The organism is Candidatus Enterococcus willemsii, assembly GCF_009933335.1.
In the GTDB taxonomy this organism is placed as follows: Bacteria; Bacillota; Bacilli; order Lactobacillales; family Enterococcaceae; genus Enterococcus_F; species Enterococcus_F willemsii.
This window is the reverse complement of the sequence record NZ_MAEL01000054.1, coordinates 220133-235200: the sequence shown is the minus strand read 5'-3', so window position 1 is coordinate 235200 and position 15068 is coordinate 220133. Positions and strand designations below refer to the sequence as shown.

Genomic DNA, 15068 nt, shown 5'->3' with positions numbered 1-15068 from the left:
CAATATGTGTTTTTTTCGCTCTTCATTACATGCAATAGTTACATACTTGTATTCCGTAAAAAGCGTTCTAACAACCATGAGTAAATAAAACTAAACAGTATCCCAATCACGATTGACTGCCAACCATATGTAATAAAACCTAAAATTAATACCGTATAATTTAACCAACGAATGACCTTAGCCAAAGAAATCGTTGGTCGCTTTTGATGAACAATTAACGCAATCACATCCATTCCAACTGTGGATGAGCCTGCAGACAAACAGAAATAATAACCACCAGCAATAAAACTGGAAGCCAACAAGAAATCAATTGGCAAATTAACCACCGCCGAAAATGACCACTGATGAAAAAATGTAAAGAAAAACAGATAAGACATACTGCTGACAATCGATTTTAACAAACGTTCACGACCTAAAAACAGCCAACAAACAATCAATAACAGAACAGTTATCATATTTGTCAAGTAAGCAACGTCGATAGTTAAGACTTTGCTTAATACTAAAGACAAACTCGTTACGCCACCATTAATTATTGCATGGGGAACCATCCATTTGGCATAAGCAAACCCTAGCAAGATATTTCCAAAAATGATTTTTAATATAGCGTCTTGTTCTGACTGTTTTTTGATTGCATTTGGCTGTTTTTTCTTCATCGGTCACTCGTTCTCTTTCAATTTAAGACTTTATTTCCCTTGTTTGTTCATATGACATAATCCTCGTGGTTAAAGGTTCATCTTCCGACAACACAACCTGACGATATCCTCTAGCAAATTGCCCATAGACATTGTAGCCACTAATCCGCCCATAATGCAAGCCAACGCCTAACCACTCAGCTGTAAAATCATTATCGTGATCATGGCCACAAAAGACATTTACAGCGTGTTCTTGCTCAACCAGGACAGAAAACAAACCTGAATTAATTTCTGAGCTACAGATTGGTTCTAGGCATTGGCCAGTACGAATAAAATTTTTGGCTTGTTGGTACTCGATTAAGGGAATGTGCAAGAAAATAGTTGTTTCTAACGGAAGCTGACATTCCTCAAACCAACGCACTTGTTCTGGGTAGAGATACGCATAACGATTGTCTGTTTGTTTATCTATCAATTGTTGGGCCATTTTTTCAGAAACGTAATCACCAGAATCAAAGACCACCAATTGCTTTACAATCCTCTGACCAGTAGCTTCATAAATATAAAATATTTCTGATAAACGTTCTTTTGTCACTAATTGCTGCTCACCGAAAACGCGATTTTTTAATCCTTGTTCCATAGATCGTAGTTCTTCTCGTAAAATTTTTCCATGTTCTGAATCATGATTGCCATACGTTATCACAACAGGAATTTCACATTGATTGATACAATCAATGACTTGTTGAAATCCTTGATACGGATCATTTTCACCATAACACCAAATTTGATCACCCGTAAAGATTAATAAGTCAGCATCTAACGTTTTCAGACATGCAGTTAACTCTTGGATGGTTCGTTTATCTGCTTCATTGTTGGGATAGCCGATATGCAAATCTGTAAAATGAGCTATCATAAAGCGACCATCTGAGCGACATCGTAACATAACAATTCTCCTTATCGATTAATAGAACGTGCCATAATTTGCATCGTATGTTTCATTCCACGAATTGCAATCGATAGATGGTAAATATTTTCTGCTGGTGCGACACCGCTGTATCCAGCATCACCAATATGTTGGATATCCACCCCACACATTTTATTCCATAAAGCAATTTGGCGAATCGTTTCAGGTGAAGCACTCTCTTGACTCGTACCAATGGCAGACATTGTTAACATGCCCAATTGTTTTGCCGTTTTCACAGCTTCTTTTAGCTCTTGTTGATCAAAACCTGGAACCGTTCCTACAGCTGGTAATAACAGAATATCGGTACCAGCTGCCGCAAATTCTTTGATTGCTTCTTGGGTCATGATTGGTTCATCAACACCTGCGCTGTGCATTTTTCCAGCAATAATTAAACCATTGTAATTGGCTTTTCCGATACGAATCGCTTGAGCAATTTGCTGATTGGTTACCCCAGTTCCCGGATTGCCGGTTAGGCAAATATAATCCACCCCTAATTTTTCGGCAGCTTGAAATGTTTCAGCTGTACTCTTACGTCCATTGGCAATCGTCACTTTCTCGCCCATGATTTGTTGCTCTTCGGCCACAGGTTCTAAGTTAATACCAATTAAACGTCCGGTTAATTTTTTGAGCTCGGCAATCGGATTACGCGTGTTTTTACTCGGATCTTTCCAAAAATCAAAAGCTTCGGATAAGCCCATTTGCGGTAAGCCAACGACGACTGGATTAAAACAATCAAAGAGATTTAACAAAAGCATGTCTGCGCCAAAAGCTGCGGCAAGTTCCGCATTAGTCGTACTGTCTGATGCTGGTGCTGCGACACAGACATTCTCACTGACAATGACACGTCCTTCGCTTGCTTTAATCGATTCAAACATTTCCTCACGATTCATTTGTCGAATTTCAGATGCTGTTGCACTAATCAATCTTTTTACCACTATAAATCCCTCTTTCTTAACGATTTTTATTTCGATATTGACCAGGAGTCATACCAACGATTTGCTTGAATTTTCTTGTATAATTTGATACATCATAATAACCAGCATTCAAAATAATTTCTTTAATTGGCTGGTCAGTTTCACGCAGTTCTTTTTTTATTTTCGCTAAACGTTTTTCTTGCACGTATTTTGAGAATGTCATGCCGCTTTCTTTTTTAATAAAACGACTGAGATACGAGATAGAAACATCAAATTCTTCTGCTACACTTTCTAGTGAGAACTCATGGGAAGCATAGTTTGCATCTAAATAAACAAAAATATCTTTTTGCAATTTTGATTCTTGATTTTTTGGATTTCGTTGTACTGCCAAACAAATTTTTTCACTCATTTTAATTAATTCATTTTGAAGCTCAATTAAATTGCGAAATTCCACAGCTTTTTCAGCTTCTTGAAAAAAAGCATCTCCAATTACTTCAGCTCCGACTTTAACGACACTATTCAATAGATAGTAACTATAGAGCTTCATTCCAGCAATTGTACGCTGTTCTTGCATTCCTTTTCTCACCATTAATCCAATCGTTTCCGAAGCAATTTCAAAGTCTCCTTGTTGCAAACTTTGACTTAATTTTAATTGTTCATCTGCAGGGTAAGAAACTACAGAATTTTTCTTCTCATTTTTGATTTCATTAAAGAATAGAATTTGGTTGGGCTTATCAGAAACAGCTTGATACTCAAGTGCTGCCAATCCTTCAATATACGAACGATTAATCGTAACTAACGCGTCAACGACAGAACCGACACCAATTGTTGGAGCTACTGTGTTTTCCAAGACAATTCCTGCCACAATTTCACGAACAATCATTGTAAGACCTACTGACCCATCCAGACTAACCAATAGTGCAATTGCTTGATTTGACAACAATTCTGAACCGTATGCACGGTAACCATTTCCCGAAATTTCACCTAGAAAACTCATCAGAAACTCTTGATTTTGAATACTTGTTTCTGTCGTAATCATTTTAGTATCAATCAGCATAACAAAATAACGTTCTTTGTATAGTTGAATCTCAACTGAATCTAATAAAAGTTGTACTTCTTTTTCATCCTTAAAGCGTCCCATTAATAACTTTCGTAAAACTTGTTCTCTGGCATGCGGTGTTTGACGGCGAATCTCTTGGTGCAATTCTTTGTTTTGCTTCAAAAAGCTAGTCACATGTTGTTCCATTCGTACAAAATCATCTAATTCTTCGGCTTCACGAACGCCACCTAATTGTTTTTCCATCAATTTTTCCAATTCGTGTATGGGCTTATATTGTCGGCGGCCAATGAAAAAGACAATCGCTAGTCCAAGCGCCAAAATAGATAATACCAGTGCCATTAAGCGATAGTGAATCGTTCGTACTTCACTTAACGCTACTTCTGTATTCGTCAAAGCAATGTAACGAATACCAAAATCTTGGTCTTCTGACGTATTAACCAATAAGGTGCCTTCCTTGGTTTTTCGGAAATGTTGTTGATATAATTTCTCTACTTCTGAAGGTTGATTCATAAATGCAGGTATCTCATCATCATGAGAAGCTACCAACAAGCGATTCTCGCTATCAACCATAAAAACATTCCCTGTTTCACGATCCACTGATTTATCCAAAAAGTTTTGAATATCACTCATTCGCATCGTATACATCACGACACCAGAAGGGAGTCCATCCGTAGCTGATAAAGGAACGATGTAGGTCATCAACCCCACTCCACTTTTCTTACCTGCCGGTACTCGTTCAATCAAAGGCGCTTTTGTATTCAACGATTGCTTCAAAGCAGCTTCATCAAAATCAAAAGTGCCATATCGTCGTTGAATAAATGTTGGCAAATCTAATAAGCCGTTAGATGAATAGACTTTTTCAGGTTGGTTGTAATAGTAAACATACAATTCTTCAATGATATTACTATTGACTTTATTTCGTAACAATTCTTTACTGGCTTCCAAAGAATAATATGGATGCTCAAACATTTTCTCACTCAACAGAGGATTATTACTAATCTGATCGGTTAAGTAATCCAATTGTCGTAAATTAGCTGACATAATTGATTTGACTTGCAGCAAATGATTTTGTGCAGATAAATCAATTTGGTTGTTAATACTATCTGTCGAAGTCTTATACCAAATAATTGACACAATAGAAAACGGTAACAAAAAGACTAATAAATAAGAAAAGACATAACGGTAGAACGTCTTTTTTTTAAATAAAAATTTTCTAGGTAAAAAATGTCTGATTTTCATGACATCTCAACCTTTCGCTCCGTTTTTATCATTGCTTGCAAGGCAAACCAAATAATTGGAAATAATAACAACGGAACACCAGCAATAATTAATAAAATCGGAAAAATGACATATAACCACACAACAAGAAACACACCTACTAAAATAGCTATTGCTTCAATTAAATTAGTAAAAAACAAAATAGCAGCTTGGCGTAGATACTCTACGTACGTTAATGAGTAACGACATACAACTGGAAATAAAAATAAGCTTGTTCCTAGAGCTAAGATAAACAATAAAATTAGCAAATAATGGAGTATTGGCACTTGAATGTAATTCCCAGAAATACGTAAATCTACCCATAAAAAGAGACACACAGTCAGCGCAGTAAATCCTAGTTGATTACTAATTCTAAAATTTTCCTTATAGGATTCTTGGAAGGTTGATTTGAACTTTCCGCCTTTATGTGTTAGTGCTAAATAAATAACTTGAAATACTGATGCCAATGCTGGAAAAAAACCTAAAACAATTCCTCCTCTTAATGTATAGACGATAAATAGAAATTGTAAAATGAGACCATCGATAATCCTTTGCCCCAAGACATAGCTGCCTTTGATAATCCCTTTCATTTCTTTCATTTCCATTCCCCCTTCTTCGTTCATTAGAGTAGCTTACCACAAAAATTGTTCAAATTGCTATTATAAGAAACTTAAAAAAATAACAAAACAGTTGGTTTGGCGCTTTCCAAACCAACTGTTTTACAGATTATTTCTCTGCCCAGCGATCGTAAGCTGTTTGATAGACGGAAACGTACTCTTCAACACCCATACTTTCGATAGTTTTCACGTATTTATCCCAATTTGATAAAGGTTCTACCCCAGTGATAAATTTCGCTTCCATTTGTTCAACGTATTTTTTCAAATCTGTTTCTGAATCACGAACTTTTTCAGATTCTTCTGTTGTTAAATATAACAATGGATACGGTACTTTTGCATATGGCGTAATTTTTGCTTGGGTTTCTGAATCAATAAATTCAATGAATGTTCTGTCTGGTTTTTGATTTGGATCAGTCAAAATCATCATATCCTCTGTTTCTGGATATCCCATTGTAGGAACTGTAATACCATAGTTTGGTGTCACTTTTGCACGTTCTCCTTCCGTGTCAGAAGTATCAATTCCTTCGGCATATACACGAACTTTTTCGCCTTTATCATTTTCTGCCCAATCCCAAAGTGCGCCTTCTGGCCCTTTACTCAAGAAGTATGAACCTTCTTCTCCGTAGAAGTAGTCAACCCATCGTAGCGCTGCTTCTGGTGAAGGACAATTTTTCGTAATCGCGAATGTTTCACGCGCCATACGTGTGCTTCCTGGTACAACCAGTTCTGGTGATACATCAGAAGTCAATGGTTGGAACATCAAATCATCCGTTGCTTCTTTTTCAGCTTTCCCTGTTGTGAAGATTGAGAACCAATCTGGGAATAAACCGATTTGGTTATTTTGACCTTTGGCTTTTTTCTGTTCATCTGCTTGTCCATAAACTTCTTGGTCTAATAATTTTTCAGAATATAATTTGTTCATATAAGTTAAATATTCTTTGTAGTTTTCTGTAATTGGCGTGTAGACAACTTCACCATTTATTTCTTCAATTCCACGTTCAGTTAAACCAAATGCTCCCATTAACCAAGGACGAGTACTGTCCATTTTAACGTCTGTCAATGGAATCTCATCTTTCTTGCCATTTCCATTTGGGTCTTCATCACGGAAACGAACTAATAAATCATAAAATTCATCTGTTGTTTTTGGCAATTCAGTCACATTCAATGCTTTCAACCAGTCACCACGATACCACATTGGACCACGAGGCCAGATAGCAGTCTCGCCACGATGAATCATTGGTAATGAATAGATATGACCGTCTGGTGTTGTAATGGATTTACGAATCGATGGATCTTCATCCATAATTTTCTTCAAATTCGGCATATTTTCATCAATTAAATCTTCCAATGGGACTAAAATACCTTGAGAACCATAGTCCATTTCCATAGCTGGTGTTAACGATTCAGAACTAGTTCCAAATAACACATCTGGTAAATCATCACCAGCAAATGCCAAATTAAGTTTTGTACTAAAGTCAGCAGTTGGTGGGGTTGTAAATTCAAATTCGATATTTGACATTTCAGCCATTTTTTGGAAAACAGGCATATCTTTCCATTCCGCTTCACCTGTACCAGGGCCCATCATCGTCATTTTGATTTTTTCTTTTGTTACTGGAAACTCGCCAACTTCCCCTAACTCAACATCGCTTCCTTTGTTACTTGCATTGTCTTTGTTTCCACCACATGCTGTTAGCAGAACGCCACAAGCCAATAATCCAAATAAAACTTTCGATTTGTGTAATTTCATCTCTTTCTCTCCCTATAAAAGATTTTTATTCATCGGCAATTGCCGTAAAATACTAGCCTTTAACTGATCCAACCATCATCCCTTTTACAAAATACTTTTGTAAAAATGGATAAGCAATAATAATTGGTAAAGTAGAAACAATCATGACACCGTATTTGATAACAGCTGCCAATTGTTGCTTACTAAACATTAATTCCGCCATATCACTTGTCATGTTGCTACCAATACTATTTGAAGACATATCTTGCAACACTAAGATTTCGCGTAAAACCATTTGTAATGGATACATTGTTTTATCCGATAAATAAATTAATGCACTGAAGAAACTATTCCAATGACCTACACCATAAAACAATGCCATGACTGCAATAATTGGCGTAGATAACGGCAAAATAATTTTCATAAACAACTTGAAATCGTTACAGCCATCAATAATCGCTGCCTCTTCCATTTCACGTGGAATGGTCGTTTGGAAAAATGTTCTTGTAACAACTAAGTTATACACTGATACAGCTCCAGGTAAGACTAATGCCCAGACGGTATTTAACATATTCAAATTTTTAACCAATAAGTAAGAAGGAATTAATCCCCCACTTACGAACATGGTGATTAATAAGAAAGTCGTAAATGTTTTGTGACCATAAAAATCTGGTCTTGATAAAGCATACGCTGCTGGTAGTGTACAAAATAAATTAATAAATGTCCCTAATGCTGTATAGTAAATTGTGTTCAGGTATCCTCGCCAAATACTATCATTCTCCAAAATCGTCTTATATCCTTCCAATGTGAACCCTTTCGGATATAACCACATCGCACCTGAATTGACCGCCAGTGGATCACTAAATGAAGCGCTAACAATATAAATTAATGGATACAAAACAATCGCTACCGAAAGAAAGACGAAAATATAGGTAAATATCATAAACACTTTATCTGCTTTGGTATCTTTAACTAATCGATTTTCCATATAAATCCCCTTTCTAGAATAGACTTGAATCGCCTAATTTGGCAGCAACTTTATTTACAACAATTAATAAAATAGCGTTGATTGCTGAATTGAATAGTCCAACAGCCGCAGCATAACTATATTGTGCTTGTAATAACCCTTGTTCATATACAAATGTCGCAATAACATTAGATGATTCCATGTTTAGTGGGTTTTGCATCAATAGAATTTTTTCGTAGCCTAAGTTCATCACAGACCCAACATTCATAATCAACAAAATAACCATCGTTGGACGAATTGTTGGTAAATTAATATGCCAAATACGTTGTAAACGAGACGCACCATCAACAATTGCCGCTTCATGTAATTGAGTATCGACCCCAGCCAAAGCAGCTAGATAGATAACCGATCCCCAACCTGTTCCTTGCCAAACTCCTGATAATACATACACAGTTTTAAACCATTTCGGATCTTCCATAAAGGAAATAGAATCAATTCCGAAAAAACCTAAAGCATGGTTAATCAAACCAGTTGATGGGTTTAAGAAAGCTAGAATCATCCCAACCATTACCACCACTGAAATAAAATTCGGTGCATAAGTAACCGTTTGCGAAAACTTCTTCCATGGTCCATCTTTAATTTCATTTAATGCTAATGCTAAAATAATTGGTAGTGGAAATCCAACAACTAATGAGTAGACGCTGATACCCAAAGTGTTTTTTAATAAGTCCCAAAAATAATACGAATTAAAGAAACGTTCAAAGTGTTTCATCCCTACCCATGGACTTCCCCAAACTCCTAATGTAGGAATGTAATCTTTAAATGCAATAATTACACCATACATTGGAATATAAGAGAAAATAAAAACGATTAAGAAAGCGGGCACAATAAATAGGTACAATTGTCTGCTCGCAATAATCTTTTTCTTTATCGCTTCTCTTTTCTTTTGTCTCACCGTTAACTCCATATCTTTTTCCCCCTTTTCAAAAAAGCAACCTGAAAGCACTTTCATATTACCTAGAATGCCAATGGTACTCAATATGTGGTTTTTGACCATCGTAAAAACAATTGATATATCAACATTTCTCACTTGATTAATCAAAGATTTTTTCTATTATTTTTACTTATTGATTAAAAACTATTCAAACTAAAAACATGTTTTTTGATTAAAAATCCGTTATTTACTATGTAAAAATTGTTTCAACTATGTAAAATTTTACTCCTATAGAAATGCAAAAATATTTTGTCTATACTAATAGAAGAACAAGGAAAGGAGCACAAAAATGAAAGCGGTATATTTTACAGGTGATATCGATACTGTCAAAAATGGGCTACTCATTTTACAAAAAAAATTACAGTTTTGTTTGGATGAATCCGGAACACCGATTCAGCTAATTCACCACAAGGGTCCTCTAATTTGTGAGAAAAAAATTGATAAAATCACCCTGACATTTTCTGAACCAGCGCATCTTTTCAGAGGGCTAAATTTGTTATTTTATCATTGGGAAACACCCGATTTTTCATTCACAGAAACACCTCAATTTGATGTCATTGGTCCTATGGTGGATACGTCAAGAAATGCTGTTCCGACGGTCGAAAAAATCAAAGAGCTGTTAGAAACATGTAGTGTCATCGGACTCAATCAATGTCTCCTATATATGGAAGATACTTATGAAGTGACAGACTATCCTTACTTTGGTTATTTCCGTGGACGTTATTCAGCAGCAGAATTAAAAGAAATTGATGATTATGGGCATGATCTGGGTATTGAAGTAATTCCAGCTATTCAAGTGTTAGCTCATTTAAAAAACCCTTTGAAATGGAACTTCACCCGTGATTTTCGTGACACCGAAGATATTTTACTAGTTGACGAGCCGAAAACCTATCATTTCTTAGCAAAAGCCATTCAAGCAGTCAGCCAACCTTTCCGTACGAAAAAAATTCATATTGGGATGGACGAAGCGCATCAATTGGGCCTTGGACGCTTTTTACAAAGACATGGTTTACAAAATCGGTTTGACTTAATGAATCGACACTTAACAAAAGTCTTAGAAATTACCGATTCCTTAGACTTGGAAGTTGAAATGTGGAGTGACATGTATTTCCGTTTAGGTTCAAAAACAGGCGATTATTATGACCCTGATGTTGCTATTCCTCAAGAAGTCATTACTGAAATTCCACATGTCAAAATGGTGTATTGGGATTACTACCATCATCAAGAGTCGGACTATTTACAATTATTGGCACAGCACAAAAAATTAGCAAAACCGATTGTGTTTGCCGGTGGTATTTGGACATGGAACGGACTTGCACCCAACTATAGTAAAACAATCGCCACTACTCATGCTGCTTTATCAGCTTGTAAAAAACAACAGATTTCTTCCGTTTATGCCACGCTATGGGGAGATGATGGTTCAGAAACACCTTTAGATAGTGCGTTATATGGTCTACAATTATTTGCAGAGCATCAATTTAATCAGACAGTTTCAAATGAATTAGTAGCCACTCGCTTTTTGGAATTGCAACACGAATCTGCGGACAGTTTTCTTTTACTGGATTGCTTTGACCAGACACCCGGTGTTGCTCCTGAAAATCCTGAAGGTTCTGCAGTAAGCAAATTAATTTTGTACCAAGACCCATTACTTGGTTTGTATGACAAAACAATTTCTGAATTCCCTTTAACGGAACATTATCAAAAACTTGCAAAAGACTTAGCTCAATGTCAAACATCTGAGAAAACTGCCGATTTATTTGCTTATTACCAATTACTCGCTGAAATATTAGCGAAGAAAACGTCTTTAGGAATCCATCTACAACAAATTTACCTAGCGCAAGATAAAAATGATGGTCAACAGATACTCTTACAACTAGAGCAATTAAAAAACTTAATTGATAACTTACGTCAATCTCATCGCCAGCTATGGTTTGCTGCTAATAAAGCTTTTGGCTGGGAAGTATTGGATATTCGCTACGGTGGCATTCTTACGCGTTTAGAAAGTTCCCATTGGCGAATCACACAATGGCTAATGCATGATATTTCTCTCGAAGAATTAACGGAAACACGCTTGCCATTTGACGGACCATACCCTATGCCCGAAGGAATCATTGGTCGTAATTTATATCACGGCATTGTCAGTCCCAGCAAATTATCTGATGTTTAAGGAGGAATAGCATGAAAAATAAATTATTCTTAGGCATGATTGGTCTGTTAGGTGTCGTGCTACTCTTTCATCTCCTAACAAATAAATCTACAGCACCACTATCAACCGATACAGAAGTTAAAATTGAAGGTAAGATTACCGATCAAGAAGCTGCACAGGCTGCCTTTCATACTTTAACAACTAACTTGCAAGCAGTAAATGATGAAGACGCCGACTTATACATTACAACCTTAGTCTCTACTGCCAAAGAAGAAACTAAAAAAGAAATGCAAACATTTTTTGATGACTACGATTTAGAAAATACCTTGCTTTCTTTTAAAGTCTTAAAACAAGAAAAGAATCATATGCTAGTTGAAACCCAACAAAAAACAATTAATAAAGGAAAAAAGGACTATCGTGACCATATTGCGGAAGCTCATCATACGTTTGTCAAAGAAAATGGCAAATGGGTTATCGAGGAGACCAATATGACCAATACACATTTTATTTAAGGAGACCTCATGAAAACATATAGTAACTGGCCAGAAAATTATCCGGATACCACATGGTTTACCAACGCACGTTTTGGTGTATTTATTCATTTTGGATTATACACACTCGGCGCTCGTCATGAATGGTTTATGACGAATGAACAGATTACTCCAGAAAACTATCGCAAATACTTTGAACATTTTGATCCTGATTTATTTGATGCTCACCAATGGGCGCAAGAAATAAAAGCTACCGGTGCAGAATATGTCGTTTTTACCACCAAACATCACGAAGGTTTTGCTTTATGGGATACTAAGCTTTCAGAGTATAAAATTACAAATACACCATTTGGAAGGGATTTACTAGCTGAGCTATTACCAGCATTCCGTCAAGTGGGTTTAAAAATTGGTTTGTATCACTCGTTGATTGACTGGTATCATCCAGAATTCCCAATTGACGGCTTACATCCTTGCAGAGAAGATAAAAGTTATCGTGCAACGAATAATAAACGTACACTAAAAAGCTACCAAGACTTTCTAGCTGGACAAGTCACAGAATTATTAACCGAATATGGAAAAATTGATTATATGTGGTTTGATTTTTCTTATGCACATCGTGATTGGGGATGGTCGGTCGGAAAAGGTGCTGACGATTGGGATGCTCTACGTTTAGAAACTATTTGCCGTAACTTACAACCAGAAATGTTACTAAATGACCGTTTTGCTTTGGGTCATGGCATTACAACTCCCGAACAATACCAACCAGATAAACCATTGTATCAAGATGGTTTACCAGTTTTATGGGAAGCTTGTCAGACGATGAATGGCACTTGGGGATATGATCGAAACAACCAACAATGGAAATCAGCAGAACAAATCTTACAAATGCTGATTGATACTGTTGCTAAAGGCGGAAACTTCCTGCTAAATACTGGACCAAACGGCCGTGGATTAATCGATAAACAATCAAAAGAACGATTTAAGGAACTCAATGAATGGTTTTATTTGCACAATCGCTCAATCAAAGAGTGTGGACCTAGTGAATTCATTGCACCTGCTGATTGTCGTTATACTCAAAATGGAAACCGTCTCTACTTACACATTTTTGCATGGCCATATGGTCACATTCATTTAAAAGATTTAGCTGGAAAAATTCGCTACGCCCAATTTTTAAATGATGGTTCTGAAGTGTTTTATCGTGGTTTTGATCCAGAAGAAGTAATAACTACGACTGAAACAATTATTGAACCAAATGACATTGTCTTACAATTACCAACCAAACGCCCCGATTCTTTGGTGCCTGTCATTGAACTGTTTTTAAATAATTAATAAAACGTAGGCAATCAATAAGTGTTACATCCATTGATTGCCTACGTTTTATGGTTTGCGATTAGATTACAATAAACGAGATACATTCTTTCTTATTTACTACTTTTAACAGTTAATGCAGCACCAATTAAGTTCGCATCATTGCCAAATTTAGCCAAACGAATTTTAGGGGTGATTGGACAGACCTGTCCATAATTCATAATCTCGTCTAATTTACGTAGAATATGTTTTAACAAATTCCTTCTCTTGGTAATCCCTCCACCGAGTACAATATATTCTGGATCAATCATGTATTGCAGATTGTAAATACCTAGAGCTAAATAATGATAGAGTTTTTCTGTTGCTGCTACAGCATCGATTTCGCCTTGATCCGCAAGAGCAAAGACTTCTTCTCCAGTATAAGATTTACCTTTGAGTATTGAATACTTTCTTGCCATGTGTACCGCAGACCCCAATTCACTCAACTCATGACGACCATCAATAAGCATCATTCCGAACTCACCACCATAAGCATGTTCACCTGATAGGATTTGACCATTAGAAATAATTGTTCCACCAATACCGGTACCAATGACCATAAATAAGGCATTTTTTACCTCTCCGGCTATTCCTAATTGAACTTCCGCCTTGCAAGCGCAATTAGCATCATTCTCAAAATAAATCGGTCGTTGGTATTTTTCAGAAAAATAGGAAATAAAATCAAACTGATGGATATAGCGTAAAGAACTGACACCTTCCACACGTCCAGTGTCATGATTGGGAATTCCCGGAACACTAAAAGCGATGGCTTCAATCGGATACTTCTCTAAATAATAAGAAATTAACTGATCCAATTTTACTTGCATTTCATTTAAGCTAGGGGGTGAAAAAAAGTGATTTCTGTCTTCTAGTTTATCTGTATAAATTGCACTCTTAACACTTGAACCACCTATATCAATTGTTAATATTGTCATAGAAATTACTCCTTAACATACAATTTAGGACTACCAGCAATCACTGTTACTTGATAGGTGCCGTAATTCTTGCTTGATATGCATCTAACCATTCGTGGCTAGCTACTTCAATCGTCGGATACCCATCATCTTCTGCTGGATATGCTAAGTAAATCGTCGGAGATAACCGATCGGTAGCCACTACAAATGAAAACTCAACATTTGTCGCAACGCCCCACTCACCTTGATTATTCATCGCAACTAAAGAAAATGCACCACATTTCCCTTTACGACGTTCTAACTTCTTTACAAATGTCATAGTTGCTTGATTTACTGCTTCTTGCGGTGTTAATCCGGTACTCATTAAGCGCACCGTTTCATAACTTAAACAGCCCTTCATTAAATCTTCTCCTAATCCAGTTGCTGTTGCGCCACCAATCTCACTATCTACATAAAAACCTGATCCTGAAAGAGGTGAGTCACCCGTTCTGCCCTCTTTTTTCATAAATAGACCACTGCTTGATGTTCCGCAAGACATACTTCCATGTTGATCTAAAGCCACCATGCTTACCGTATCATGACCATCATAAGGACTTAAATTTGATTTACTCATTTCCTCTAAACGATTTTCCCATGTTTTTTTCGCACGTTCGGTTAACATATTTCGAAGCTCAAAACCTTCTTTGCTTGCATATTTTGCGACTCCATCTCCAACTAAGAAAGAGTTAAATCGTTCATGGCTTAATTTTTCTGCTACTACAATTGGATTTTTAACATTACGACTGCCTGCTACTGCACCAATGTCAAAGTTATCCCCATTCATAAAGGCCGCATCTAATTCAACCAACCCAACTTCATTTGGCAATCCACCATAGCCAACTGATTTATAAAATGGATAATCCTCGACTATTTTAATCGCATCAACAATCGCTTTTTGTGAAGAACCACAGTTTGCTAAATCTACTATTCCAACACGAATTCCATCATAAGCCATACGCCATGTTGCGATCATTCCATAACTCATTATTGTTCCTCCTACAGT

Annotated in this window: 13 protein-coding genes; 3 read left to right on the top strand and 10 right to left on the bottom strand. The window is 36.5% G+C overall.

All coding sequences use genetic code 11. From position 1 onward, the window contains the following. Window positions 1-38: 38 nt before the first annotated feature. The 8 genes from BAU17_RS12205 to BAU17_RS12170 form a co-directional block, all read right to left on the bottom strand. Entirely contained in the window at window positions 39-653 is a 615-nt protein-coding gene (locus tag BAU17_RS12205; RefSeq protein WP_161903103.1) for a YitT family protein, read from the bottom strand. A gap of 22 nt (window positions 654-675) precedes the next feature. Continuing rightward, the gene (locus BAU17_RS12200; RefSeq protein WP_161903102.1) at window positions 676-1572 is read right to left on the bottom strand and encodes a metallophosphoesterase; all 897 of its coding nucleotides are present in this window, start codon (window positions 1570-1572) and stop codon (window positions 676-678) included. A gap of 11 nt (window positions 1573-1583) precedes the next feature. Continuing rightward, complete coding sequence (locus BAU17_RS12195) at window positions 1584-2528, bottom strand: DUF7916 family protein (RefSeq protein WP_161903101.1); 945 nt, start codon at window positions 2526-2528, stop codon at window positions 1584-1586. Between the two features lie 16 nt (window positions 2529-2544). Beyond that, window positions 2545-4806 carry an AraC family transcriptional regulator gene (locus BAU17_RS12190; protein ID WP_161903100.1) on the bottom strand — a complete coding sequence of 754 codons (2262 nt, stop codon included), beginning with the start codon at window positions 4804-4806 and terminating at the stop codon, window positions 2545-2547. After that, entirely contained in the window at window positions 4803-5423 is a 621-nt protein-coding gene (locus BAU17_RS12185) for a YesL family protein (protein WP_161903099.1), read from the bottom strand. The genes BAU17_RS12190 and BAU17_RS12185 overlap by 4 nt, the downstream gene beginning before the upstream one ends. 127 nt (window positions 5424-5550) lie before the next feature. Then, the gene (locus tag BAU17_RS12180; RefSeq protein WP_161903098.1) at window positions 5551-7188 is read right to left on the bottom strand and encodes an extracellular solute-binding protein; all 1638 of its coding nucleotides are present in this window, start codon (window positions 7186-7188) and stop codon (window positions 5551-5553) included. 52 nt (window positions 7189-7240) lie between these two features. Beyond that, window positions 7241-8155 (bottom strand): carbohydrate ABC transporter permease, encoded by a 915-nt coding sequence (locus tag BAU17_RS12175; RefSeq protein WP_161903097.1) that lies wholly within the window; start codon window positions 8153-8155, stop codon window positions 7241-7243. Between the two features lie 13 nt (window positions 8156-8168). Further along, the gene (locus BAU17_RS12170) at window positions 8169-9101 is read right to left on the bottom strand and encodes an ABC transporter permease (RefSeq protein WP_161903096.1); all 933 of its coding nucleotides are present in this window, start codon (window positions 9099-9101) and stop codon (window positions 8169-8171) included. A gap of 316 nt (window positions 9102-9417) precedes the next feature. On the opposite strand from BAU17_RS12170, the gene BAU17_RS12165 reads away from it, so the two are divergent. Genes BAU17_RS12165 through BAU17_RS12155 form a run of 3 tightly spaced genes read left to right on the top strand, consistent with a single transcriptional unit; the run spans window position 9418 to window position 13094 of the window. Continuing rightward, window positions 9418-11295, top strand: a complete 1878-nt coding sequence (locus BAU17_RS12165) for a beta-N-acetylhexosaminidase (protein WP_161903095.1) — start codon at window positions 9418-9420, stop codon at window positions 11293-11295. A gap of 11 nt (window positions 11296-11306) precedes the next feature. Then, window positions 11307-11786 (top strand): hypothetical protein, encoded by a 480-nt coding sequence (locus tag BAU17_RS12160; RefSeq protein ID WP_161903094.1) that lies wholly within the window; start codon window positions 11307-11309, stop codon window positions 11784-11786. A gap of 9 nt (window positions 11787-11795) precedes the next feature. Then, complete coding sequence (locus BAU17_RS12155) at window positions 11796-13094, top strand: alpha-L-fucosidase (RefSeq protein WP_161903093.1); 1299 nt, start codon at window positions 11796-11798, stop codon at window positions 13092-13094. A 92-nt stretch (window positions 13095-13186) separates the two neighbouring features. On the opposite strand, the gene BAU17_RS12150 is transcribed toward BAU17_RS12155, so the two are convergent. Both BAU17_RS12150 and BAU17_RS12145 read right to left on the bottom strand, forming a co-directional pair. After that, a complete protein-coding gene (locus BAU17_RS12150; RefSeq protein WP_161903092.1) occupies window positions 13187-14047 on the bottom strand; it encodes an ROK family protein in 861 nt (286 codons plus the stop codon). A 46-nt stretch (window positions 14048-14093) separates the two neighbouring features. After that, window positions 14094-15050 carry a glycosylasparaginase gene (locus BAU17_RS12145; RefSeq protein WP_161903091.1) on the bottom strand — a complete coding sequence of 319 codons (957 nt, stop codon included), beginning with the start codon at window positions 15048-15050 and terminating at the stop codon, window positions 14094-14096. Between the last annotated feature and the right edge of the window lie 18 nt (window positions 15051-15068).

Coding starts and splice junctions, on each gene's coding strand:
- BAU17_RS12200 (WP_161903102.1), bottom strand. CDS start 1,572: ATGTTACGATGTCGCTCAGATGGTCGCTTTATGATAGCTCATTTTACA.
- BAU17_RS12165 (WP_161903095.1), top strand. CDS start 9,418: ATGAAAGCGGTATATTTTACAGGTGATATCGATACTGTCAAAAATGGG.
- BAU17_RS12175 (WP_161903097.1), bottom strand. CDS start 8,155: ATGGAAAATCGATTAGTTAAAGATACCAAAGCAGATAAAGTGTTTATG.
- BAU17_RS12150 (WP_161903092.1), bottom strand. CDS start 14,047: ATGACAATATTAACAATTGATATAGGTGGTTCAAGTGTTAAGAGTGCA.
- BAU17_RS12205 (WP_161903103.1), bottom strand. CDS start 653: ATGAAGAAAAAACAGCCAAATGCAATCAAAAAACAGTCAGAACAAGAC.
- BAU17_RS12155 (WP_161903093.1), top strand. CDS start 11,796: ATGAAAACATATAGTAACTGGCCAGAAAATTATCCGGATACCACATGG.
- BAU17_RS12185 (WP_161903099.1), bottom strand. CDS start 5,423: ATGAAAGAAATGAAAGGGATTATCAAAGGCAGCTATGTCTTGGGGCAA.
- BAU17_RS12190 (WP_161903100.1), bottom strand. CDS start 4,806: ATGAAAATCAGACATTTTTTACCTAGAAAATTTTTATTTAAAAAAAAG.
- BAU17_RS12170 (WP_161903096.1), bottom strand. CDS start 9,101: ATGGAGTTAACGGTGAGACAAAAGAAAAGAGAAGCGATAAAGAAAAAG.
- BAU17_RS12160 (WP_161903094.1), top strand. CDS start 11,307: ATGAAAAATAAATTATTCTTAGGCATGATTGGTCTGTTAGGTGTCGTG.
- BAU17_RS12145 (WP_161903091.1), bottom strand. CDS start 15,050: ATGAGTTATGGAATGATCGCAACATGGCGTATGGCTTATGATGGAATT.
- BAU17_RS12180 (WP_161903098.1), bottom strand. CDS start 7,188: ATGAAATTACACAAATCGAAAGTTTTATTTGGATTATTGGCTTGTGGC.